The 23,323-nt window shown below is 60.7% G+C and carries 22 protein-coding genes and 1 riboswitch; of the genes, 4 read left to right on the forward strand and 18 right to left on the reverse strand.

The genetic code is table 11. The annotated features are described in order from the left end of the window. The 6 genes from KQ933_RS18875 to epmA form a co-directional block, all read right to left on the reverse strand. A complete protein-coding gene (locus tag KQ933_RS18875) occupies window positions 1–963 on the reverse strand; it encodes a DUF1839 family protein (protein WP_253958256.1) in 963 nt (320 codons plus the stop codon). 8 nt (window positions 964–971) lie between these two features. Then, window positions 972–1,880: an amino acid--[acyl-carrier-protein] ligase gene (locus KQ933_RS18880; RefSeq protein WP_216756278.1), complete on the reverse strand. Its 909-nt coding sequence runs from the start codon at window positions 1,878–1,880 to the stop codon at window positions 972–974. 4 nt (window positions 1,881–1,884) lie between these two features. Then, on the reverse strand, window positions 1,885–3,066 hold the full coding sequence (locus tag KQ933_RS18885) for an acyl-CoA dehydrogenase family protein (protein WP_216756279.1): 1,182 nt from the start codon (window positions 3,064–3,066) through the stop codon (window positions 1,885–1,887). After that, a complete protein-coding gene (locus tag KQ933_RS18890) occupies window positions 3,066–3,317 on the reverse strand; it encodes an acyl carrier protein (protein ID WP_216756280.1) in 252 nt (83 codons plus the stop codon). The genes KQ933_RS18885 and KQ933_RS18890 overlap by 1 nt, the downstream gene beginning before the upstream one ends. 264 nt (window positions 3,318–3,581) lie before the next feature. After that, complete coding sequence (locus KQ933_RS18895) at window positions 3,582–4,634, reverse strand: lysine-2,3-aminomutase-like protein (RefSeq protein WP_216756281.1); 1,053 nt, start codon at window positions 4,632–4,634, stop codon at window positions 3,582–3,584. Beyond that, window positions 4,631–5,695: an EF-P lysine aminoacylase EpmA gene (gene epmA / locus KQ933_RS18900; RefSeq protein WP_216756282.1), complete on the reverse strand. Its 1,065-nt coding sequence runs from the start codon at window positions 5,693–5,695 to the stop codon at window positions 4,631–4,633. The genes KQ933_RS18895 and epmA overlap by 4 nt, the downstream gene beginning before the upstream one ends. Window positions 5,696–5,844: 149 nt before the next feature. Between epmA and efp the strand changes: the two genes are divergently transcribed. Beyond that, window positions 5,845–6,414 carry an elongation factor P gene (gene efp / locus KQ933_RS18905; protein WP_064696465.1) on the forward strand — a complete coding sequence of 190 codons (570 nt, stop codon included), beginning with the start codon at window positions 5,845–5,847 and terminating at the stop codon, window positions 6,412–6,414. 127 nt (window positions 6,415–6,541) lie between these two features. On the opposite strand, the gene KQ933_RS18910 is transcribed toward efp, so the two are convergent. The 6 genes from KQ933_RS18910 to metA form a co-directional block, all read right to left on the reverse strand. Then, window positions 6,542–7,270 (reverse strand): SIS domain-containing protein, encoded by a 729-nt coding sequence (locus KQ933_RS18910; RefSeq protein ID WP_216756283.1) that lies wholly within the window; start codon window positions 7,268–7,270, stop codon window positions 6,542–6,544. Between the two features lie 12 nt (window positions 7,271–7,282). Then, complete coding sequence (nagA, locus tag KQ933_RS18915) at window positions 7,283–8,434, reverse strand: N-acetylglucosamine-6-phosphate deacetylase (protein ID WP_216756284.1); 1,152 nt, start codon at window positions 8,432–8,434, stop codon at window positions 7,283–7,285. Beyond that, window positions 8,434–9,465, reverse strand: coding sequence for an SIS domain-containing protein (locus KQ933_RS18920; protein WP_216756285.1), 1,032 nt, complete (start codon window positions 9,463–9,465; stop codon window positions 8,434–8,436). Before KQ933_RS18920 ends, nagA begins: the two co-directional genes overlap by 1 nt. Further along, window positions 9,462–10,235, reverse strand: coding sequence for a GntR family transcriptional regulator (locus tag KQ933_RS18925; RefSeq protein ID WP_216756286.1), 774 nt, complete (start codon window positions 10,233–10,235; stop codon window positions 9,462–9,464). Before KQ933_RS18925 ends, KQ933_RS18920 begins: the two co-directional genes overlap by 4 nt. 111 nt (window positions 10,236–10,346) lie before the next feature. Next, window positions 10,347–11,369 (reverse strand): aldose epimerase family protein, encoded by a 1,023-nt coding sequence (locus KQ933_RS18930; protein ID WP_216756287.1) that lies wholly within the window; start codon window positions 11,367–11,369, stop codon window positions 10,347–10,349. Window positions 11,370–11,509: 140 nt separating this feature from the next. Beyond that, window positions 11,510–12,433, reverse strand: coding sequence for a homoserine O-succinyltransferase (gene metA, locus KQ933_RS18935; RefSeq protein WP_216756288.1), 924 nt, complete (start codon window positions 12,431–12,433; stop codon window positions 11,510–11,512). Window positions 12,434–12,480: 47 nt separating this feature from the next. Next, window positions 12,481–12,558: riboswitch (SAM riboswitch) on the reverse strand. A gap of 148 nt (window positions 12,559–12,706) precedes the next feature. Here metA and KQ933_RS18940 point away from each other — a divergent pair. Continuing rightward, on the forward strand, window positions 12,707–14,548 hold the full coding sequence (locus tag KQ933_RS18940; RefSeq protein ID WP_216756289.1) for an ABC transporter ATP-binding protein/permease: 1,842 nt from the start codon (window positions 12,707–12,709) through the stop codon (window positions 14,546–14,548). 50 nt (window positions 14,549–14,598) lie between these two features. Here KQ933_RS18940 and KQ933_RS18945 read toward each other — a convergent pair whose 3' ends face one another. The 6 genes from KQ933_RS18945 to KQ933_RS18970 all read right to left on the reverse strand — a co-directional run bounded on the left by KQ933_RS18945 (window position 14,599) and on the right by KQ933_RS18970 (window position 19,736). Then, complete coding sequence (locus KQ933_RS18945) at window positions 14,599–15,228, reverse strand: DUF5666 domain-containing protein (RefSeq protein ID WP_216756290.1); 630 nt, start codon at window positions 15,226–15,228, stop codon at window positions 14,599–14,601. A 166-nt stretch (window positions 15,229–15,394) separates the two neighbouring features. After that, the gene (locus KQ933_RS18950) at window positions 15,395–15,793 is read right to left on the reverse strand and encodes a VOC family protein (protein ID WP_216756291.1); all 399 of its coding nucleotides are present in this window, start codon (window positions 15,791–15,793) and stop codon (window positions 15,395–15,397) included. Between the two features lie 103 nt (window positions 15,794–15,896). Then, window positions 15,897–17,720 carry an ABC-F family ATP-binding cassette domain-containing protein gene (locus tag KQ933_RS18955; protein ID WP_216756292.1) on the reverse strand — a complete coding sequence of 608 codons (1,824 nt, stop codon included), beginning with the start codon at window positions 17,718–17,720 and terminating at the stop codon, window positions 15,897–15,899. Window positions 17,721–17,723: 3 nt separating this feature from the next. Next, the gene (locus KQ933_RS18960) at window positions 17,724–18,380 is read right to left on the reverse strand and encodes a thiamine diphosphokinase (protein ID WP_253958257.1); all 657 of its coding nucleotides are present in this window, start codon (window positions 18,378–18,380) and stop codon (window positions 17,724–17,726) included. Between the two features lie 60 nt (window positions 18,381–18,440). Then, complete coding sequence (locus KQ933_RS18965) at window positions 18,441–19,115, reverse strand: OmpW family protein (RefSeq protein ID WP_216756294.1); 675 nt, start codon at window positions 19,113–19,115, stop codon at window positions 18,441–18,443. A 93-nt stretch (window positions 19,116–19,208) separates the two neighbouring features. After that, window positions 19,209–19,736 carry a MarR family winged helix-turn-helix transcriptional regulator gene (locus tag KQ933_RS18970; RefSeq protein ID WP_216756295.1) on the reverse strand — a complete coding sequence of 176 codons (528 nt, stop codon included), beginning with the start codon at window positions 19,734–19,736 and terminating at the stop codon, window positions 19,209–19,211. Window positions 19,737–19,852: 116 nt separating this feature from the next. Between KQ933_RS18970 and KQ933_RS18975 the strand changes: the two genes are divergently transcribed. After that, on the forward strand, window positions 19,853–21,394 hold the full coding sequence (locus tag KQ933_RS18975; RefSeq protein WP_216756296.1) for an MDR family MFS transporter: 1,542 nt from the start codon (window positions 19,853–19,855) through the stop codon (window positions 21,392–21,394). Window positions 21,395–21,776: 382 nt separating this feature from the next. Continuing rightward, on the forward strand, window positions 21,777–23,321 hold the full coding sequence (locus tag KQ933_RS18980; RefSeq protein WP_216756297.1) for a M48 family metalloprotease: 1,545 nt from the start codon (window positions 21,777–21,779) through the stop codon (window positions 23,319–23,321). The last annotated feature ends 2 nt before the right edge of the window (window positions 23,322–23,323 follow it).

A 23,323-nucleotide genomic window follows, 5' to 3' on the forward strand; every position in this document is an offset into this window, starting at 1 on the left:
TCAGAATCGCTCCGCGAGCGATGCCATCATCGAATCCCATGCATCGGCGGCCGGATCAAGTGCCGCCTTCAACGGCTCGAACTTGCGACGGGTAACAGCACGGGCAAGCTGGAACTGAACCGACTTCGCTACTTCCGAGATCCGGCGCGCCTCTTCGGCCGCAACACCAAACTCGCCGGCCGAAAGCCAGGTCAGATGATCGGCAGCAAGCTCGAAATTCGCACCAACCTGCCGCAGCGTGTTGAAGGCATATTTATGAAAGAAGCCGAAGGGCCGGTCGGCCACGGCTTCGACCTGCAGCGGGAAAACCTCTGCAAAGGCGCGTATCGGATTGGCGCTCGGACGACGTTTGAAATGGAAGCCGAGAAGCCCCCGCGACGCCTCGCGCAGATGTACCTCGCCGACCGGGCGTTCGGGGAACTTGACGAACTCCGTATACGGGAGGAACGGCGCATCCTCATCCGTCAGATGGGACTGGAAAAGCCCGTCGAAATCCTCTCCCTCGATACGGAAAAAGCCGGCATTGTGGAAGTAATCGACGCGCTTGCCGGCAAAATCCAGGCGGTTGATCGCGACCGTAGTCTTGCCGTGCTCCTGCCGGTAGGCGGTGCCGCGCGTGTCCGGCATGTAGAAGGAATCCATCTCGATGAGGCAAAGCCGCCCGCGGGCGATCTGCACCTCGACATGTCGCTCGACGCGGTCATAGATCGCAAGCTCGGTGGCGCGGATACCATAGAGCGCTTCGAGATCTTCCAGCGGCACCTTGAAGAAGGTGAACTGGTCGCCCTCGAAATCCTGCGTCAGCGTGAAGCCGAGCATGGCCTCCGGCGCAACGCCGAACGTCGATAGAACCTCGATCCAGAGATCGATGTAACAATTGGTCTCCGGCCACATGCGCTCGCCGGAATGCAGCGCATGTGGCTTGTAGGTATCGGGATCGATACCCGCAAAGACCGATATCATTGAGCCGCTCAGCCCCACAGGACTTTCCGTACGCTGGCCGGCCATTCCTTGACGTCAAGGCCGTGGTGATGGAAGAGCGCCAGCGCAATGCGTTCCAAGCCGAAGCCGACGCAGGCCGTGTGGGCGACACTGCCGTCTTCGAGGTTCAGGCCCCACTTCAGGCCGAACGAATCCTGGTGGTAGTTGAAGCTCATGCAGGCGGTTGGGTTCGCCGCCGAGGTGATCGGGATCAGCAGCTCGAACTTCAGGTTCTGGTCGCGCTGGTTGTTGACCATCATCTTGCCGGCGCGGCCGAAGAACGGGTCGTTGGCAACGTCGATGGTCACGTCGAGACCGACCTGCTTCATCATTTCGACGCCGCGGTCCATCCAGCTCTGGCGGAAATCAGTCACATGCTGCTCGGTGCCCATGCAGACATATTCGCGCATGCGGAACAGCTGCTGGCGAGCCGGGTCCTTCGAGGGCTCATGGCGGAAGCAATAGGACTGCAGATCGAAAAGGCCGCCCTTGGCAGGCAGATTGCCGCGCTTGGCGACCGTCGGATAGAGCGGATAGCAGGCGGCGGGCGTCAGCACGATATCAGTTGCTTTCTGGTCCTTGGTCCAGTCTTCGCCGACTTCCATGCATTGCAGCAGGCTCATATGATCGAGCTCGCTGCCGCAGAAGCTGTGCACCGTGCCGGCAAGCTGCGGGAAGCTCTTCATATAGCCGCTTTTTTCGAAGAGCGCGCGGTTCATGCCGGGCGGAAAACGCATCGCCTCGGCGCCGTCGGCACCGCCGAACGTGTCGATCAACCGTTCGAAGGCGGCAATGACGTCTTCAAACTGGCCGCTGCGGCCATAAAGGCCGTCAACGCCGGTATCGATCAGCAGGCCGGACTCGAAGAGCCGGTCCAGAAACGATGTCTGCATATCCATGGCTTTACCCCAGTAGGCTAGTGTCCTGCTTGTGGACGAGGAGCATGCTCGACGTATTGCCGAGGATGCGGTCGTTCGAGATCATGAGCTGTGCGGAATGGGCATCGCGCAGATGACGTCCGAGGCTGAAGGGCGTACCGTTCTTGTAGCCCATGATGCCGCAGATGAGCATGGTATGATTGACGATTTCCAGGATCGTTTCCGAGGAAGCGATCTTGACGTTGTTCATCGCTACCGCAAAGCCCATCGATGAGAGCTTGTCGCCGTCAGCCTTGGCATCTTCATAGGCCTTGAGGCCGGCAACGACGTTCGACTTCACCATCTGCAGGAGGTTGGAGACCTCCGCGAGGCGAAGTGCGCCGGGCGGCGTCGCATCTGGAGACTTGCGGGCAGCGGCACGTACGAAGGCCTGCGCGCGGGAAACGGCATCGACGGCAATGCCGTACCAGACACCGCTCCAGAGCAGGTGCGAGGAAGCGAGCATCGACTGCGCAGCGATTTCAGCAAAAGGCTTCGGCAGGATCTGTACAGCCGGCGCCTCGCCCTTGAACAGGAAGCCGTCGGAGCTCGTGCCACGCATGCCGAGCGTATTCCAGACATGCGTCTTTTCGATCGTGTACTGATCTTTCAAGAAAGCTGTCAGCACCTGATCGGAAGAGGCGGCCTGCGGATGGCTACGCGAGGTGATGAGAATGGCATCGGCATGCGAGCCGTAGGAAATGACGGTCGCATCTTTTTCCAGCCGGCAGATATCGCCATCGATTTCGATGGCGCAGATGCTGTTGCGCAGATTGCCGCCGATTCCGCCCTCGGTGGTCGCGGAGGCGATCAGAAGCTGTTCAGCGACGATGCGGCGCATGAAGGCGCAATGCCATTCGCTGTCGGCGCCATGTTCGACGAGGCTGGAAAGCTTGATCTGGTGCATGGCAAAGACCATAGCGCTTGCCGCGCAGGCCTGGCCGAGCATCGAGCACAATTCGGCAATATCGGTGGTGGAAGCAGCCTCGCCACCAAGATGGCGGGGAATCTGGATACCGAGCAGTCGCTCGGCTTTCATCGCATTGACGGCTTCCTGCGGAAACCGGCCTTCGATATCGACGGCATCCGCGTGTCTTGCCGCAATTTCGGCGACGCGGGCAGCCCTTGCGACCAGGCTGTCTTCCGTGATCTTGACCGGGAAGTTCATCAGGCGACCTTTCGGCTATCCCGGATGAGATCGACCGTTTTGGCGATCGCCGAGATGCTCGCGAAGGACTTGCGGTTCAGGAGATTATCGGGGAATTCGATGTCGAATGCCTCTTCGATGCCGAGCATGAGCTGCACCGAGGCGAAGGACGTCAGACCTGCAGAGTAAAGATCCGCATCGTCGGCAACCTGATCAACCGGAACAGGAAGCTTGCCGAACTTGGCTACGAGGTCGCGTATTGTCTTGTTCATCCCATCCACTCCAGATTTTCATGATCCTGAGCCGGCATTCATCGCCTTTTCATGGGAGTGCTTTTAGTACGGAAAACAGAACATTCCGCTAATATAATTAGTTAAATATGACTGTCACTCATACTTTGCATTTTACAAATCATGCCCGCCTCAGGCCTAATACTTAACTTCTATCAATAACTTGATGTAGTCCAAGCAGAGCGACGGCAAATGACACCGGCTATGTGGAGTGCAGAAATGGCACGCCGGGTGCGCGTTTTTGCGTTAACCGGCGGGCGGATAGGAATGCTCGTCGCCGCGATAATCCGAAACCGAATAGCAACCCTCACCGGTCGTCTGCACGGCGCCTTCTCCGATCACAGCCTTGCCGTAACCGCCGGGAATATCGAGAATATAGGTGGGCTGGCAGAGGCCGGAGATACGGCCGCGAAGCGAGGCGACGATCTTCTGCCCCTCCTCTATCGACAGCCGGAAATGACTGGTGCCGGGCGCAAGATCCGGATGGTGGAGATAATAGGGCTTCACGCGCGTCTCGACGAAGGCCCGCATCAGCTCCGCCAGGATATCGGGATTATCGTTGACGCCCCTCAAGAGCACGGACTGGCTGACCATGACGATGCCAGCATCGACGAGACGAGCGCAGGCAGAGCGTGCTTCCGCCGTCAGCTCACGCGGATGGTTGGCGTGAAGCGCGACATAGGTGGTCTTGCCGCTCGCTTTCAGCGCCGCGATCAGCGCCGCATCGATCTTCTGCGGTTCGACGACAGGTACGCGCGTATGGAAGCGCACGATTTTCACATGCTCGATCTCAGCAAGCTCGCTCAGAATCTCACCAAGCCGCCGCGGTGAAAGCACCAGCGGATCCCCACCGGTCAGGATGACCTCCCAGATTTCGCCATGCCCGCGGATATAGTCGAAGGCGGCCGCCAGCGCCGCCGGATCGAGCGTGCCAAGCCCCTGCGGCCCGACCATCTCGCGCCGGAAACAGAAGCGGCAATAGACGGGGCAAACATGTACCGCCTTCAGCAACACGCGGTCCGGATAGCGATGCACGATGCCTTCGACCGGACTGTGCGCCTGATCGCCGATGGGATCGGCCCGCTCTTCGGGCGTGGTGACGAGTTCGGCGGCATCAGGCACGAATTGCCGGGCAATCGGATCGACCGGATCGCCATGATCGATCAGCCTCGCCATGGCGGGCGTCAGCGCGATGGCGTAACGCATGGCGACCTCATCGAGCGCCGGCCGTTCGGCTGCCTCAAGCAGTCCAGCGCCGACGAGATCGTCGACGCTCTTGATCGGACGCATGACGTTCATCGGCCATACTCCGCCACCGGTGCCCAGAGGACCTGATCGATCCGCGACGCACCCGTCGCCAACATCACCAACCGGTCGAAGCCGAGCGCGATGCCGCTTGCTTCCGGCATGATGGCAAGCGCCGCCAGAAAATCCTCGTCGATCGGATAGGTCTCGCCATAGACCCGCATCTTCTCCGCCATTTCGATCTCGAAACGGCGCCTCTGCTCGGCAACATTGATCAGTTCGCCAAAACCATTGGCAAGCTCGACACCGCAGGCATAGAGCTCGAACCGCTCTGCCAAGCGCGGATCGCGTGCCGACGGCCGCGCAAGAGCGGCTTCAGAAACAGGATATTCATCGAGAATGGTGACGTGGCCGAAACCGAGATGCGGCTCAATCTTTTCCACCAGCACGCGGCTGAAAAGATCGCTCCAGTGATCGTCGTCGGCAACGCGCAAGCCGACCCGCCGCATTTCGGTGGCGAGATGCTCGCGATCCGTCGAGCCGTCGGCGGAAACAGACGCCAGAAGATCGATACCGGCATGGCGGCTGAACGCTTCTGCGACGCTCACCCGCTCCGGTCCTGCGAAAGGATCGCACGCGGTGCCGCGATAGGTGAGCTTTGCCGCCTTGACCGTTTCGGCGGCAAGCGCCAGCAGACGCACGCAGTCCATCATCAGGCTCTCATAGCTTTCGTCCACCCGATACCATTCCAGCATGGTGAATTCCGGATGATGCAGCGGCCCGCGCTCGCGATTGCGATAGACATGGGCAAAACAGGCGATGCGCTGCTCCCCGGCGGCAAGCAGCTTCTTGCAGGCAAATTCCGGCGACGTGTGCAGATAGAAGGGCGCCGCTTGACCGTCCGTCGTCAGCGCCTGTGTGGCAAAGGCATGCAGATGCGCCTCGTTGCCCGGTGACACCTGCAGCGTGGCGGTATCGACCTCTATGAAGTCCTCACGGGCGAAATAACCGCGCAGGGCTGCCTGGACCGCATTGCGCCTGACAAGAAACGGGCGGCGATCGGCATGCACTGATGGTGTCCACCAGGGAGACGCTTTGGCGCTCGTGGGGTTCATTCAACGTTTTCCTCGCCGGATTCGGCCGGGATGGGGTGGCTATTTCCGCGATTTTAGGTTAGTGCGCCCCCGAAGAAAAACATTTTGCGTCTTCGGGGCCATTCCGACAGTCCTCTACGACGCCGAAAGCCGACTTACAAGGAAGTCTTATGGTCAAGGTCATCGCCTCCTCGGTCCGCAAGGGCAACGTTCTCGATGTCGACGGCAAGCTCTACGTCGTTCTCACGGCTCAGAATTTCCATCCGGGCAAGGGCACGCCGGTCACTCAGGTCGACATGCGCCGCATCGTCGACGGCGTGAAGGTTTCCGAGCGCTGGCGCACCACCGAACAGGTCGAGCGCGCTTTTGTGGAAGACGTCAACTTCCAGTACCTCTACGAAGATGGCGAAGGTTTCCACTTCATGAACCCGGCGACGTACGACCAGGTCGTCGTCAGCGCGGAAACCATGGGCGACCAGAAGGCCTACCTGCAAGAAGGCATGACCTGCATCCTGTCGATCCACGAAGGTATCCCGCTGGCGCTGGAGCTGCCGCGCCACGTCACGCTTGAGATCGTCGAGACCGAACCGGTCGTCAAGGGTCAGACGGCATCTTCTTCCTACAAGCCGGCCATGCTCTCCAACGGCATCCGCACCTCGGTTCCGCCGCATATCGATGCCGGTACCCGCGTCGTCATCGCGACGGAAGACAATTCCTACGTCGAGCGCGCCAAGGACTGATCGCGCCCCGGTTTCCAGACATTCGAACGGCCTGAAGCACCCACTTCGGGCCGTTTTCGTTTGGCACGTTGATTTTGAGACGACGCGGTTGGATGGAGAAGGCCAGCAAAATCGGACCTCTCTTCCCCTAAAGATGCGGATTGCGCGGCCGGTACTTTTTCACCAGTTTCTGGTTGATCTCGGCAGCACCCGGCATGTTGGCACTGAGATAGACCGGTGCATCCCCGGATTTGGAAAGCTCGGAAGCGACCTCTGCGAAAATAGCGTTGATGACAGTCACGCCGACCGCCGTCGAAACCGGCCCGACCCGAAGGCCCGTGCCGTCGAGATCGAGAACGGCGTCACCCGGCGGCAGCCCGTTGTCAAGCACGACATCGGCGACATCGGCAAGCCGTCGCCGGCCATTGGCGATTGCCGCCGAATAGGCGATCGAGGTGATGGCGATCACCTTGACGCCGATCTCGCGCGCATAATCGGCTGCTTCGATCGGCGCGGCATTCACGCCGGAATTGGAAGCGATGATGATGACGTCACCCGGCTGCATGCCGTAGCGTTCCAGCATCGGTCGCACCAGGCCCTGCGTCCGCTCATAGACGGAGCTGATGACCGCGCCCTCATGCAGCATGGCCGAGCCGACGAGAACTGGCACCGTGAAGGCAAGCCCGCCGGCGCGGTAATGCACCTCTTCCGCCAACATATGCGAATGGCCGGTGCCGAAGACATAGACGCGCTTGTCGTCACGGGCGGCCTCGATGATCGCGGCCGCTGCCTGCGCCATCGGCTCGGCAAGCGCCTGCTTCAGTTCTTGCAGCCGGCCGATCAGATCGGAGAAATAGGCATCGGTGATGTCAGTCATCGGCCATTCTCCTTACGCTGCTTCGCCGCTGAGCCAGGTCGCCTTCACTTCGATCGTATCGGTGAAATGCACGAGATCGGCGAGTGCGCCCGGCGAAAGGTGGCCTCGATCGGCAAGCCGCAGGAAGCGCGCCGGATAGAGCGTCGCCATCCTGAGTGCCTCGGCAAGCGTCAGGTCTAGATAGGTGACGCCGTAGCGGATCGTTGAAGCCATATCGACATCCGAGCCTGCCAGCGTGCCGTCCGAAAGCACGAGTTTGGAACAGAAGCCGCCCCTTTCGCGCCGCACGGTGCGGCCATTCAGCGTGAAGGTGTCCATCTGCGAGCCGACGAGCGACATGGCGTCAGTCACGAAGAACAGCTTGCCCTCGCCGCGCTTGGCGCGCAGCGCCGTGCGCAGCGCCTTCGGATCGACGTGGTGGCCATCGGCGATGATGCCGCACCAGACAGCCGGATGGTCGATCGCCGCGCCGACGAGCCCCGGCGCGCGGTGCGCCAGTTGGCTCATGGCATTGAAGAGATGCGTGACACCCCGCGCGCCAGCGTCGAAACGGGCTTCCGCCGCCTCGCTGGTGCTATCGGAATGGCCGATACTGACGATGACGCCAGCTTCGCTGAGTTCGCGCACCTGCGCAACCGTCACCTGCTCCGCCGCTATCGTGACGAGCAGCGTGCCGATTGCCTCGCGCGCAGCGATGAAGGCCTTGATGTCCTTGTCCTTGACGGGGCGCATCAATTCGGCGAGATGCGCGCCTTTGCGCGCCGGCGCCAGATGCGGGCCTTCCAGGTGCAGGCCGGCAACACCGCGTTTGGTTTTCACCGCGACTTTCGCCGCTTCGATCGCAGCGGCCGTTGCTTCGGCCGTATCAGTGATCAGCGTCGGCAAAAGCGCCGTCGTGCCATAGGGGCGATGCCCATCGGCGATCATGTACATGGAGTCAGACGACGGCTCATCGTTCAGCATGCGGCCGCCACCGCCGTTGACCTGCGCATCGATAAAGCCGGCAGACAGCACGCCGCCATCAAGCGTCACGACTTCGCCTTCGGGCAGATCATTGCGGCCGACGATCGCCTCGACGCGTCCGTCCTTGACGATCAGCGCCCGCTCATCGTGGAAGCGTTCGCCGTCGAAGATACGGGCACCGGTGAAGATCTTGCGGGTCATCAGACAGTCTCCGTCACCTTGAGCAGGTTTGCCGGCTTGTCCGGATCGAAACCCTTGCGGCGGGTGACGGACTCGATCAGGCGATAATAGACGAGCAGCGAAACCAGGGGATCGATGAGGCCGTTGCCGGTCGTCGGAACCTGCAGATTGACGCCGGCGAGCGGTTTTGTCGAGAAGGGCACGGTGGTGGCGCCGAGCGTCTGCAGCCGCTCCAGTGCCTTCACATTGTTGTCGAAGGCGGCATCTTCCGGCACGAAACCGACAATCGGGAAGCCCGGCTGCACGAGGCGCATCGGCCCATGCATCAATTCGGCGAGCGAGAACGCCTCGGCGTGAAGGCCGGCCGTCTCCTTGGCCTTGAGCGCCGCTTCGAGAGCGATCGCGAAGGCAGTACCGCGGCCGCCTGTATAAAGCGATGCGGCGTCGAACAGAACACTCTCGGCAGCAGCCGTATCGATGCCCGATGTCGCAGACAAAGCGGCCGGCAGCTTCTCGATCGCGGCTTGCAGATCGGCCTTGCCGCCGATCGCAGCGGTGACGCCGGCAAGGGCGGCAACGGCTGCAATGAAGGACTTGGTCGCGGCAACGCTCTTTTCCGCACCCGCATTGAGGCCGAGAACGATATCGGCCTGCTTTGCGAGCGGGCTGTCGGTGACGTTGACGACGGCGATCGTCGTCGCTCCACCCTTCTTGGCCGCTTCCTGCAGCGCCACGATATCGGGGCTGGCGCCAGACTGGGAAACGGTGAAATGGATGCCACCCTTCAGATGCAGGGGCGCATTATAGACGGAAGCGATGGACGGACCGATCGAAGCGACTGGCACACCGCAGGTGATTTCGAAGAGATATTTGAAGAAGGTCGCGGCATGGTCGGAAGAGCCGCGCGCCGCTGTCGTCACGACACTTGGGCGGGTGGACGAGAATAGCCGGGCGATTTCGGCGAAGACCGGCTTTTCCTTTTCGAGCAGGGTAGCAACCACTTCGGGCGACTGGCCCGCCTCCTGCAGCATCAGCGACTGGTTCTCACTCATAGGTCATCTCCAATTCTCAGTTCGGCGACGAAATCATAGGCATCGCCACGATAATGCGAGCGGGTGTATTCGACGACGCGCTGGTCTTCCAGGCGTGAAACGCGTTCGATCAGAAGGGCCGGCGCGCCGGCCTTGACATCGAGAATAGCCGCCGATGACGGATCAAGCGTGACGGCCGTCAATCGCTGTATGGCGCGTACCGGCTTGTGGCCACTCTGGGCGAGCGCATCGTAGAGCGAGCCTTCACCGCCGGCGTCCTCGCCAAGAAACTTGACGGGTACGACGGCGCGCTCGATTGCGAGCGGCAGCCCGTCGGCCAGACGAAGGCGGTCGAGCCGCAGCACCGGTTCGTCGACGCCGAGGCCGAGTAGAAAGGATTCTTCCGGGGATGGATTGTTGACCGTGCGGGACAGGATCTTCGCTGCTGGCGAGCGCCCGCGCGAACGCATATCCGCAGAGAAGGAGGAAAGTCGCCAGAGCGACTGTTCCATGCGCTCTACCTTGCTGGAAACGAAAGTGCCACTGCCGTGACGCGATTCCAGCGCACCCGATGTCATGAGATCGCGATAGGCCGTCCGCACTGTGACGCGGCCGAGCTTCAGTGCTTCCGCCAGATCGCGCTCGCCGGGCAATGCCGTGCCGGGTTTCAAGAGGCCTTCCTGGATGAGGCCGGTCAACGCCTGCGCCAGCCGCTTGTAAAGCGGTCCTGCTGCTGCTTCGTCGTGCAGCGCGCGGCCCTTCAGTTCTGCGATCAGACTGGTTCTATCCATGAGTATTTAATAGAACCTATTTAGAACCAATCGGCAAGCGGATTCGTTCCGTCAAAGAAAAACCCTCGCAGGGCGCCGCGAGGGTTCATTGATCCAGATGAGACGACGAACTCAGTTCTTCGCGAAGATGTAATCCGTTTCCTGACGCAGCACTTCGCCTGGGCGCAGCACCGCATTGGGGAAGCCCTGGTGATTGATCGCGTCAGGCCAGATCTGTGTTTCCAGGCAGAAGCCGGCGAAGGGACCATATTTACGGCCGCCGAGACCCGGCACAGGCACGTTGAGCTTGAAACCGGCATAGAACTGCACGCCCGGCTCTGTCGTGCGCACTTCCAGCGACACACCGGAATGCAGGCTGCGGGCAAGCACGACGGAGCGCTTGGCCGTGCGCTCGCTCGATAAGCAGAAATTGTGGTCGTAGAGGGCCTGCTCCTGCCTGACGAAGCGCTTCATTGGCGCCATCTCGCGGAAATCGAACTCGCTCCCCGCAACAGGGCGGATCTCGCCGGTCGGTATCTGCTTCTCACTGGTCGGCAGATAGTGGTCGGCGGCGATCATGATGTCATGCGCCAGGGCATCTTCGCGGCCATCGAGATTGAAATAGGAATGCTGGCAGACGTTGGCGATCGTCGGCTGGTCCGTCGTCGTCTCGTAATTGACAGAAAGCTCGCCATTGCCGTGCACGCGATAGGTCGCCTGGATCATGCAGTTGCCGGGATAACCGGCGCGGCCATCGCGGTCGACGATCTTCAGCACCACGCGGTCGGCCTCATGTTCAACGATCGTCCAGACGAGCGTACCAATATTGTTGCTGCCGCCATGAAGATGCGTGACACCCTTCTCGTTGAGTTCGAGTTGGTAAGCCTTGCCGTCGAGCGTGAACTTGCCATCGCCGACGCGGTTGGCGCAGCGGCCCGGCGTTGCCCCGAAGAAGGGCGAATGGGCGAGGTAGCTGCTGAAATCCTCGAAGCCGAGCACCAGCGGCGCATCATGGCCCTCCAGCCGCGCGTCCTGGATAACCGCGCCCCAACTCAACACCTTGACCGTCAGTCCGCCACCGCGGATGACGACGCGATGGACGGTCTCCCCCTCCTTGGTCTGTCCGAAAACTTCCCGTTCCAATTTGTCCACCATGATCGACGCTCACTCCATCCCTACGATTCAGGAACCGGAACCTGCCCCCATTCGCTGCAAATCGCAACCGGGCGGACCCGGAAAACAAAACGCCGTCTCAGAAGTGCGACGGCGCCATTTCTAAACCCACCCTGTAACGCTCAGATGTCCGAGCCGATCTCTTCGATATCGTAGGGCGTCGTCTGGTAGATCTCATTGATCCAGTTGCCGAAAAGCAGATGCGCATGGCTGCGCCAGCGGTTCTGCGGCGCAAGTGCCGGATCGTTATGCGGGAAGTAATTGTGCGGCATTTTGATCGGCACGCCGGCATTCACGTCGCGGAAGTATTCGTCCGAGAGAGACGTGGAATCATATTCGACGTGATTGAAGATATAGAGCCGCCGACCCTTCGGCTCGTGGACGAGACAGACGCCCATCTCGCTCGATTCCATCAGGATCTCGAGGCCGTCGACCTTCTCGATGTCGGCCCGGCGCACCTCGGTCCAGCGCGACACCGGAACCTCGAAATTGTCGGAGAAACCGGTGAGATAGACGGAGGAGGGCTTGAGGTTGCTGTGGCGGTAGACGCCGAAGGCCTTTTCCTTCAGCTCATACTTCGGCACGCCGTGGAAATGGTAGATCCCTGCCATCGCGCCCCAGCAGACATTCATGGTCGAATGGACGTTTGTCTGGGTCCAGTCGAAAATCTGCTGCATTTCCTTCCAATAGGTAACATCCTCGTAGGGCAGCGTCTCGATCGGCGCGCCCGTGATGATGAAGCCGTCGAACTTGCGGTGCTTCACTTCCTCCCAGGTCTGGTAGAAGGCAAGCAGATGTTCTTCAGAGGTATTCTTGGCCTTGTGATTGCCGACGCGGATCAGCGAGAATTCCACCTGAAGCGGCGAAGCGCCCACAAGGCGCGCCATCTGCACCTCGGTCTTGATCTTGTTCGGCATGAGGTTCAGCAGCCCGATCTGCAGCGGGCGGATATCCTGACGGATGGCCACCGTTTCGGTCATCACCCGCACGCCCTCATTCACGAGGGTTTCGAAGGCGGGCAGCGTATCGGGGATCTTGATGGGCATTGCGGTCAACTCGATCAAAATAAAAAACCGGCGGCGAATGAATCGCTACCGGCCCGCACGCGGCCCTTTAGCGACTTATTTAACGTGGCTGCAAGCCGGCCGGCCAAATCACCACAGGGCATTCTAGATAGCGCCAGTCCGGCTTCGAATCAACTGTCAATGCAGATAGCTGCAAAAGCCATCACGCTTTCTTTATGGGTGGCGGAATCTGTTGATGGACCAGTGACGCCCCCATGTTATTAATATAAGGATGGGCGGATTTGGAAACTTGTAATGGCAAATAACATCGAAAGGGGGAGGGGCATCCAGAGTCAGGACCGGGTAGGGTATGATCTCAGCCTGACATATCGGCTTGGAGTGATGTTCTCCGCATTCTGGAATTCGCAGGTCCGCGGCAAGGTGGTGGGGCTTGCGGTCCTGCTTGTCGTCATCATCCTGGCGACAGCCTACGGACAGGTGATCCTCAACGAATGGAACGCCCCCTTCTACGATTCACTCGAACGCCGTGATCTTGGAGAGTTCTTCCACCAGCTCGAAATCTTCGCGATGATCGCCGGCGCGCTACTGCTGCTCAACGTGCTGCAGGCCTGGCTGAACCAGATGACTGCGCTCTATATGCGCGAAGGGCTTTCGCGCGATCTCGTCGATCAATGGCTGAAGCGCAAGCGCGCCCTCAAACTCTCCACCATCGGCATTCTCGGCGTCAATCCGGACCAGCGGCTGCATGAGGACTCCCGTAACCTGGCCGAAAGCACCACCGGTCTCGTGCTCGGCCTCCTGCAGTCGACCATCCTGCTTGTCAGCTTCATCGGCGTGTTGTGGGAGCTTTCGAGCGGCTTCATCTTCCATATCAGCGGCTACAGTTTTTCCATTCCCGGCTACATGGTCTGGGCGGCAATCTTCTATGCTGCATCGGCCTCGGTACTGAGCCAGGTCGTCGGCCGCAAGCTTGTCAAGCTCAATGCAGACCGCTTCTCCAAGGAAGCCGAATTGCGCTTCGCGCTGATGCACGCCAACGAGAACATGCCGGCGATTACAGTGGCGCACGGCGAGGAAAACGAGCGCAAGCGCATCAATATCGACATCAGCAACGTTCTCGCGGTTATCAAGCGTCTCGCCATGGCCAATACCAACCTCACCTGGGTTTCGGCAGGTTATGGCTGGCTGGTCATCGTCATTCCGATCATCGTTGCAGCACCTGCCTATTTCTCCGGTGGCCTCACCTTCGGCCAGCTGATGATGTCGGTCGGGGCCTTCAACCAGGTCAACACGGCACTGCGCTGGTATGTCGCCAACTTCGGCCCGATCGCCGAATGGCGCGCCACGCTGATGCGCGTCACCGATTTCCGCCAGGCACTGCAGGAGATGGACGACGACTTCGATCTGAAGGATGCCATCGTATATGAGGAAACCGCAGCGGATACGTTGACGCTGAAGGATGTCGTCATCGTCGCCAAGCTTGGCGAGGACATCGAGGATTGCGGCGGCTTCCGGATACGCGAAACGGATGTTACGATCAAGGCCGGCGAGAAGGTCATGATCAACGGCGATCACAGTGTGAATCGCCGCCTGCTCTTCCAGGCCATGGCCGGCCTCTGGCCGTGCGGCAAAGGTACGATTGGTCTGCCGCCGATTGCCGACATCCTGTTCATCCCGCAGGTCGCCTACGTCCCCGGCGGAACGCTGCGTGAGGCAATCTCCTTCCCCGAAAAACCCGAGGCCTATGACACCGCGACCATCGAAGCCGCGCTTGAGGCTGCCGGTCTGCATGCGCTGGTTGCCCGACTCGACAGCCGTGCGCGCTGGGACAAGCTTCTCGACGCCGACGAGCAAAAGGCAATCGGCTTTGCCCGCCTGCTTCTCGTCAAGCCTCGTTGGGTCGTTTTCGACGAAGTGCTCGAGGGCATGGAGCCGGAATGGCAGCATACGATGACAAAGCTGCTCGCCACTATGCCGGACACCGGCATGATCTATATCGGCCGCTCGGAGACCTATCTGGAAGCGCTGCAGCCGCGCACATTGCATCTGCTGGCGCTGCCCTCGAAATCCGAGGAAGAACCAGTAGTTTCGGTTCTCGGGTCAAGCGCCGCGGCGGCTCGCGCCCCGGCGCTTTAAGGCAATTCCCGTAAAATTGTGTAGCGGTTTTGCGTCCGGAACTGTGTGTCTTACATTGGCGGCATCACGCCGTGGACGCCGACGGTGACCTGCGCGGCCGAGATGCTGCCGTCGGCGGCCTTTTCCGCCATGACGATGACGCCGGCACCCGGCTTCAGGTCGTCCTTCGTCGCCGGCGCAAAGGTGACGATCGGCGTGCCATCGGCAATCGAGATGATCTTTTCCTTGCCTTGATAGGTGAGCGTGATCATGTGGCCGTCGACGGCCTTGACCGCATTGCTGACGGTCGCATTCGTCATCGAGCTGTTCGGCTGCACGTCCCACGGACGGTTGCCTTCGCCGGTACCCTTCATCGCTGCCGGGAAAATCAGCACCTCGATGGCACCATCGGGACCTGAGCCTTTCGGCAGGGAGGCGACGCCGACGAAATCGCCGACCTTGATGTCGTCAACCGACGCATTCCTGATGCCGGCGACCTTCCAGCCCGATTTGAGTGCCACCGTCGTCTCATTGCCCTCGCGGGTCTTGACGGTCAGTGTATCGCCGCTCAGGCTCTCGATCGTGCCACGCACGCGCATGTGCTGCGTTTCCTGCGCGCTCGCCGCCTGCGAAAGGCCGAGCACGACACAACTGCTGGCAGCAAGCGCCATGAATAGTCCGGTATAGGATTTGCGAGACATGTGACTCTTCCTTCTTGCCTCTGATCGGCACGGTCCCGGCTGCCGGGGCGGCACTCTATACCGCATGACGCAACACTGACGAATCAAGGAAAAGTGAGAGAAAATGGACTCCGGCAACTCGATCCCGGATACCGGAAGTCCACACCAGATCTTTGGAAATACCGGCTCAGCCGGCAGCAGACATATCCATATACATGATTTCCCAGACATGACCGTCGAGATCCTGGAAGCTGCATCCGTACATCGGACCCATGTCGAGGATCGGCTTCCAGGGCTTGCCGCCGGATGCCAGTGCCTTCTTCAGGTAGTCATCTACCTCGGCGCGGCTGCCGGCCGAAAGGCAGGTCAGTACTTCCTTGCCCTTGGACGTATCGGCGATATCGCCTTCGATGAACTGTTGGAAATGACCATGGGTCAGCAGCATCACGTAGATATTTTCCTCGACGATCATGCAGGCAGCGTCGTCGGTGGTAAAATTCGGATTGTAGGAAAAGCCGAGTGCCGAGAAGAACTCCTTCGACTTGACGAGGTCCTTAACCGGCAGGTTCACGAAAATCATGCGCATGAAAATCTCCCTTATGACGTGGCGGCACCATGCCGTCGATCACGCTCGGCCCAAGGACGGCGAATAACCACCCGATCCGACATTCAGGAAATTTTTATTCCGATCAACCTTCCAGCTCTTCCCGCAACATTTCGAGCTCCAGCCATTCCTCTTCCATCTTGGTCAGGTTTTCGCGTAGCTTCTCCATCTCCGATGCCAGTCGGTTGAACGTCGCCGGGTCTTTGGTGAAGAGGTTCGGATCAGCCATTTTCTCCTCGCGCTTGGCGATCTCGGCCTCCGCCTTCGCCATTTCCTTCGGCAGGTTTTCGAGCGCGAATTTCTGCTTGTACGAGAGCTTGCCCTTCGAGATGGAAGGAGCGGCAGCCGCAGCCTCCTGCGACTTCGGCTTCTCCGCCGCTTTCTCGGCCTTGCGGCGCTCTTCGGCGGCACCCTTGCGCTGGGCCAGCATATCGGAATAGCCGCCGGCATATTCGATCCAGCGTCCGTCCGGCGCTTCCGGATTGGCAGGCGCGATCGTCGAGGTCACCGTCCGGTCGAGAAAGTCACGATCATGGCTGACGAGGATGACGGTGCCGGGAAAACCTGTGACAATTTCCTGCAGCAGATCCAGAGTCTCGATGTCGAGGTCGTTGGTCGGTTCGTCCAGGATCAGCAGGTTGGTCGGCCGCGATAGTATGCGTGCTAACATCAACCGGGCACGCTCGCCGCCGGAGAGGTTCTTGATCGGTGTGCGCGCCTGCTCCGGCTGGAACAGGAATTCCTTCATGTAGCCGGTCACATGCCGCTGCTCGCCATTGACCAGTAGGTTTTCGCCACGCCCATCCGTCAAATAGTTGGCAAGCGTATCCTCGGGGTTCAGGTCTTCGCGCTTCTGGTCGAGAGTGGCAATTTCGAGATTGGTGCCAAGCTTCACCGTGCCGCTGTCAGGCGCAAGCTGGCCGGTCAGCATCTTCAGAAGCGTCGTCTTGCCGGCACCGTTGGGACCGACCAGACCGATGCAATCGCCTCGATGCACGCGGATCGAGAACGGCGTGACGATCGGCCTGTCGTCATAGCTCTTGGTGATCTTGTCGGCCTCGATCACCAGCTTGCCGGATTCCTGTGCGTCGGATGTGGTCGCCTGCACGGTTCCCTGCGGCCCCTTATGGCCACGATATTGTGAGCGCATGGTCTGCAACTCGCCGAGCCGTCGCATGTTGCGCTTGCGCCGTGCCGTCACGCCATAACGCAGCCAGTGCTCTTCGCGCTCGATCGCCTTGCCGAGCTTGTGCTGTTCCAGCTCTTCCGCCTCCAGCACCTGGTCGCGCCAGGCCTCGAAAAACGCAAAGCCCCTGTCGAGCCGACGCGACGTGCCGCGATCGAGCCAGACGGTCGCTGTCGAGACCTTCTCGAGGAAGCGGCGGTCGTGCGAGATCAGCACCACAGCGCTGCGCGTCTTCTGCAATTCGCCTTCCAGCCATTCGATGGTCGGCAGGTCGAGATGGTTGGTCGGCTCGTCGAGCAGCAGGATATCGGGCTCCGGCGCCAGCACACGGGCAAGTGCTGCGCGGCGCGCCTCGCCGCCGGAAAGGTTCTTCGGGTCCTCTTCGCCGGTCAGCCCTAAGTGCGACAGCAGGTATGTGATCCGGTAAGGATCGTCGCCCGGCCCGAGCCCCGCCTCGGCATAGGCCTGCACGGTCTTGAAGTCGGCAAAATCCGGTGCCTGTTCCAGATAACGCACCGTTGATGCCGGATGCCGGAAGACCTCACCAGACTGCGCATCGACGAGACCGGCAGCAATCTTCAGAAGCGTCGATTTACCCGAGCCGTTGCGGCCGACGAGGCAGATCTTGTCGCCGGCTTCCACCTGCAGGGCAGCCCCGGCCAAGAGCGGCGTGCCGCCGAAGCTCAGGAAAATATCGTCGAGTTTCAGAATGGGAGGCGCCAAGAATCAGACTCCGGAAAGATCATAGGGCCGCGCGAGCACGACGGCCCTGCCGCTGGCAAGCGAGAAGCGCACGGGGCCTTCCGCCACATTGGAAATGGTGCGCGACGACCCGAATGGCAAATGGAAATCGGCAAGCGGATAGCGGGCATTTTCGATGAAGAGCCCGGTCAGTTCGCTGAACCCCGGCACGGAAAACAGGCTACCCGGCGGCAGATCGATCTCCAACGAGCCGGGAAGCAAAGGCACTGCCTCCTCGCTGCCCGAGGTCAAGAGCACGTCGAAGCCTTTTTGCGCCAATTCGACACCATAGAGCAGATGTTGAAGCGCATGGTCGGAGCGTTCGCCACCCAATGCGCCGGCAAGGATCAGGCGTTTCGCGCCACGCTCGATTGCCTCGGAAACGGCGATCTCGCCGTCGGTCGCTGCCTTCGCGGCCGGATAGGGCTGGCGCGGCACATTGGGAAAGGCGCCGTCGAGATCGGGCGGCGTCGAATCGAAATCGCCAACCCACAATTCCGGCACCACGTCCAGCGCCGCTGCGTGGCGCATGCCGCCGTCGGCCGCGATGAACCGGCTGTCCCGCACGGCATCGCGCAGACGATCCGTCAGGCTGAGTACCCCGCCGAGCAGGATGGTGAAGGTGGATTGGCTCATGGGCATTGCCCATAGCGCAAACCGGGGGTGAAGGGGAAGAGGCGCCGAAGATCCGGCGCCTTTCTCTTAGAAGCGGTAGGTCACACCGGCGCCGATCAGCCAGGGATCGAGTTTTGCCTTGCCGCTGACATCGGCACCGCCGACGGTGGCATCGAAATCCGGGCGCAGGAAGATCTTCTTCACATCCAGGTTCGCACCCCAATGCTCATCGAACATGTAATCGAAACCCGCCTGCAGCGCGACGCCGAATGTATTCTTCACATCGAGGCTGTCGGCGCTCTTACCCGACTGATTGTAGAAGACCGTGTAATTCACGCCTGCACCGAGATACGGCTGGAAGGCACCAAAATCGGTGAAGTGATATTGCAATGTCAGCGTTGGCGGCAGCAGCCACGTCTTGCCTAAATCGCCGAGGCCGGCAATCGAGCCTTCGCCATGCACATTGGCATAGGTCGTGCCGAGGATGAGCTCCGCGGAAATATTGTCGGTGAAGAAATAGGAAATATCCGCTTCCGGAACCACTGTGTCCGAATAGGAAAGACCGGATCCGGGAATGCCATCAACCGAGCCGTTATCGCGCGTCACTACGCCTAGCGCGCGCAGACGCACCTGCCACGGACTTTGCGTGGCGACGGGTGAGCCCGCCGAAGGCGCCAGGTCGGCGGAAAGCGCCGCATGCCCGAAGGATGCGAAAACGATTGCGGCAAAAATACCCCTCAACCGAAGTGGATGAAGTTTCATGTGAATCTCTCCTGATGTCGTCGAACGGGGAGAGACTTAGGCCTGCCTTAGGCGGGTCGGCTTGAGCGAGATCAAACGCTCAGACTATTTTCTTCAGCCTGGCGTATCCTTGTCGCGGGACAGGAAGATCGCCTCGTAACCGCCGATGAATTTCTCGAACAAGACGGAGAAAGTGTCGATCTCTTCCTGCGGCCAGTCCCGCACGACCTCGGTAACGAAGGCGAGCTTCTGGGCCTGGATTTCCGCCAGCAGGTTCTGTCCAACCGGAGTCATGACGACGACGATACGCCGCGCATCCGCCTGCGATGCCTCGCGGCGCAGAACATTACGGCTGACCATATCGGAAACGACGCGGCTGGCCCGCGACGGATCGATTCGCAGCATCTCGGCAATGGCCCCGACGGTCACCTCGCCGTTTGCCTGCGCCCGCCTTACGGCATCCAGCACATCGAGATGCGAGAGTTCCAGATCCGGAGCCACGCTCTGGATCGCCAGCCGGCCAATCAGCCGGCGGCCCGTCATCATTCTCATGCGCGTCATGGAGCGGCCGATGCGCGGCACGCTGTCCATGGGAGGCTCATCAATCTCTGGCGTTCTTGTCTTGGTCAGCGTCTCGTTCATGACGGAACCATAACAGACCGGAATCAAAAATAAAATATGCCAATGTCAATAATGTGATATTGACAAATATATGCCATTAGCACATAAAGCATCGACATAACGAAATCGGCCCTCCCATGGATATGCAGCTTGCCCCCGCGCCGCTCGTGACGGATCCCCGTCGGCGGCTCATCCTCTTTTTCTTCCTGATGACCGCCATGTTCATGGCGACGCTGGATAATCAGATCGTCTCCACCGCCTTGCCGACCATCGTCGGCGAGTTCGGTCATCTGGACCGCTTCGGCTGGATCGGCTCGGCCTATCTGCTGGCGCTGAGTGCGGTCATGCCGCTTTATGGAAAGCTCGGCGATCTCTTCGGCCGCAAATATGTGATGATGACAGCGATCGCGATCTTCACGGTAGGCTCCGCCGTCTGCGGTCTCGCCGTCTCCATGAACACGCTGATCGCCGCCCGTGTGCTGCAGGGTTTCGGCGGCGGCGGTATCATGGTTTCGATCTTCGCCGTCAACGCCGACCTCTTCGAGCCGCGCGAACGCGCCCGCTACCAGAGCTATTCCAGCCTCGTGCTGATGGCCTCCGGCGCCATCGGCCCGGTCCTCGGCGGCACGATGAGCGATCTCTTCGGCTGGCGCTCGATCTTCCTCGTCAACGTGCCGATCGGCATCATCGTGCTTGCAGGCCTCGCCTTCATGCTGCCCTACCGCAAACCGCATCGTCGACCGAAGATCGATTATGCCGGCGCACTTCTGCTGGCGTTGACGACGACCAGCATCGTGCTTGCGACGGACAGCAGCGAACTTTTCGGTGCGTTGATCTCCCCGCAGAGCATCAGCATCGTCGCCTTCGGCGTGGTTTGCGCCATCGCCTGGGTTTTCGTCGAACGCCGGGCGCCGGAGCCGATCGTCCCGCTGCCACTTTTCCGCAATTCCACCTTCAGCCTGCTGCTAGTGGTCTCGATAATGAGCGGCGCGATCGCCATCGGCATGGTCAATTACCTCGCTCTGTTCCTGCAGACGACCACAGGCCTTTCGCCATCTGGCGCAGGCCTGCTCTTCATCCTGCTGACAGGCGGCCTCGTCTGCGGCTCCCTGAACGCCGGCCGCATCATTTCGAAGACCGGTCGCTACAAGCCCTTCGCCATCGCCAGCCTCACCTGCAGCGCCATTGCTTTCGCACTGATGTCGCGGGTCCATGCTGGCACGCCGATCGCCGTCATCGGCACGATCATGCTACTGCATGGTATCGGCATCGGCCTTGCCCAGCAGGTTCCGGTGATCGGCGTGCAGAACGCCGCGCCTGCCCGCGATGTGGGTGCGGCGACCGGCTCGGTCACGCTGTCGCGCATGGGCGGCGCTTCGATTGCCATCTCCATCTACGGTGCGATCATCGCATCGCAGCTCGGCAAGCTCGGTTCCTCGATCCCGGGCGTGGCCAATATCGAGGAGCTGACGCCGAAAGTGATGGCCGCCCTTCCCGAAACCAGCCGTCAGGCCGTCGCGGATGCTTATGCCGCCGCCTTCTCACCGCTGTTCATGACCTCTTGCGGCATTGCTTTGATCGGTCTGATAGCCGCCATCATGCTGAAGCCGGTGCAGCTGCCCCGTGCCGGCGAACCGAAAACCGGCCCGACTAGCACTGCCCCCGAAGCTGCGGAATAAGCATAGGCGCGCGACCCGCGCGCCTCTTCATTTCGATCATGCAGCAAACACTACCATTAATTGCATTCTTCGCGCGGACGTTATAGTTGCCCGCATCGGTCGCCGTGTTGACCTATTTTTTCCGCAGTGCAGCCGGAATCTGCACTTGTGATGGAACTTTCGCCATAATTTCATCGGAGCGAGAAAGTGCCTCGACAGGCGAGGCATTGCCGAAATGCAACGGCACCACATTTAGATAGAGTCTCGCTATGCAACCCACGCGGAAATCAGCTACAGCAAAGACTTGGATCGGCCGATTGTGCAGTGCGAGAACAGAGGCGGAAGCCTATTGAATTTTCCTGGCAGCGGCCGGCCCGAAGATGCGGCAGACCGGCGACTTAAGATGATGCGGAGAGACAGACTGGACAGCATGACGACGTGGAGATCGCCCGCGCTTTCCAGTGATGCCTTTCTTGCGCCGTGCCGTTGGGCGCGCCGTCTCCTGCTGCTTTCAGTCTGCGCCGTCGCGCTGAACGGCTGCGAGACGCTGATCGAACAATCCTATCAGCCGACCGTCGGCCCATCGTCCAAGCCACAGATCGTCGACGAAGTACAAAAAAATGACCCGCGCGCTGCCATGGGCGCTCGCGAGCATCCCCGCATCGTCGCGAGCTATGGCGGCGAATATAAGGACGCCAAGACCGAGCGCCTCGTCGCACGCATCACCGGCGCGCTGACGGCCGTGTCGGAAAATCCGAGCCAGTCCTATCGCATCACCATCCTGAATTCGCCCGCCATCAATGCCTTCGCGCTGCCGGGCGGTTATCTCTATGTCACCCGCGGCCTGTTGGCGCTCGCCAACGACGCCTCGGAAGTGGCGGCTGTACTGTCGCACGAGATGGGCCACGTCACCGCAAACCACGGCATCGAACGCCAGAAGCGCGAGGAAGCCGAAGTCATTGCCAGCCGCGTCGTGGCTGAGGTTCTGTCGAGCGACATAGCCGGCAAGCAGGCGCTTGCCCGCGGCAAGCTGCGCCTTGCCGCCTTCTCCCGCCAGCAGGAACTGCAGGCCGACGTCATCGGCGTGCGCATGCTCGGCGAAGCCGGCTACGATCCCTATGCCGCGGCCCGTTTTCTCGATTCCATGGCCGCCTACAGCCGCTTCATGTCGGTCGATCCCGAAGCCGACCAGAGCCTGGATTTCTTGTCGAGCCATCCGAATTCCGCCCAGCGCATCGAGCTTGCCCGCAGCCACGCCCGCGCCTTCGGCCAGGAAGGCTCGGTCGGAGACAAGGGCCGCGATTACTATCTCGATGGCATCGACGGTCTTCTCTATGGCGACAGCCCGGAAGAAGGCTATGTGCGCGGTCAGACCTTCCTGCATGGCGGCCTCGGCATACGCTTCGACGTACCGCCGGACTTCAGTATCGACAACAAGGTCGAAGCGGTCATGGCGACCGGCCCGAACGATACCGCCATCCGCTTCGATGGCGTCGCCGACAACCAGAACCAGAGCCTGACGAATTATATCTCCAGCGGCTGGGTTACCGGACTTGATCCCGCAAGCATCCGGCCGATCAACGTCAACGGTATGGAAGCTGCGACCGCCCGCGCAACGGCCGACCGCTGGGATTTCGATGTTACGGTCGTCAGAAACAACAACCAGATATTCCGCTTCCTGACGGCCGTGCCGAAAGGCAGCCCTTCGCTGGAGCCGACGGCAGACGTCCTGCGCGCCAGCTTCCGCCGTATGACACCGGACGAAGCCGCCTCGCTGAAGCCGCTGCGCGTCCGCGTCGTCACCGTTCGCTCTGGCGACAACATCACCACGCTCGCCTCCCGCATGATGGGTACCGATCGCAAGCTTGATCTCTTCAAGCTCATCAACGCCTTGCCGACGGGCGCTGCTGTTTCTCCCGGTGACCGCGTGAAGATCATCTCCGAATAAAA

It is taken from the genome of Rhizobium sp. WYJ-E13 (assembly GCF_018987265.1).
In the GTDB taxonomy this organism is placed as follows: Bacteria; Pseudomonadota; Alphaproteobacteria; order Rhizobiales; family Rhizobiaceae; genus Rhizobium.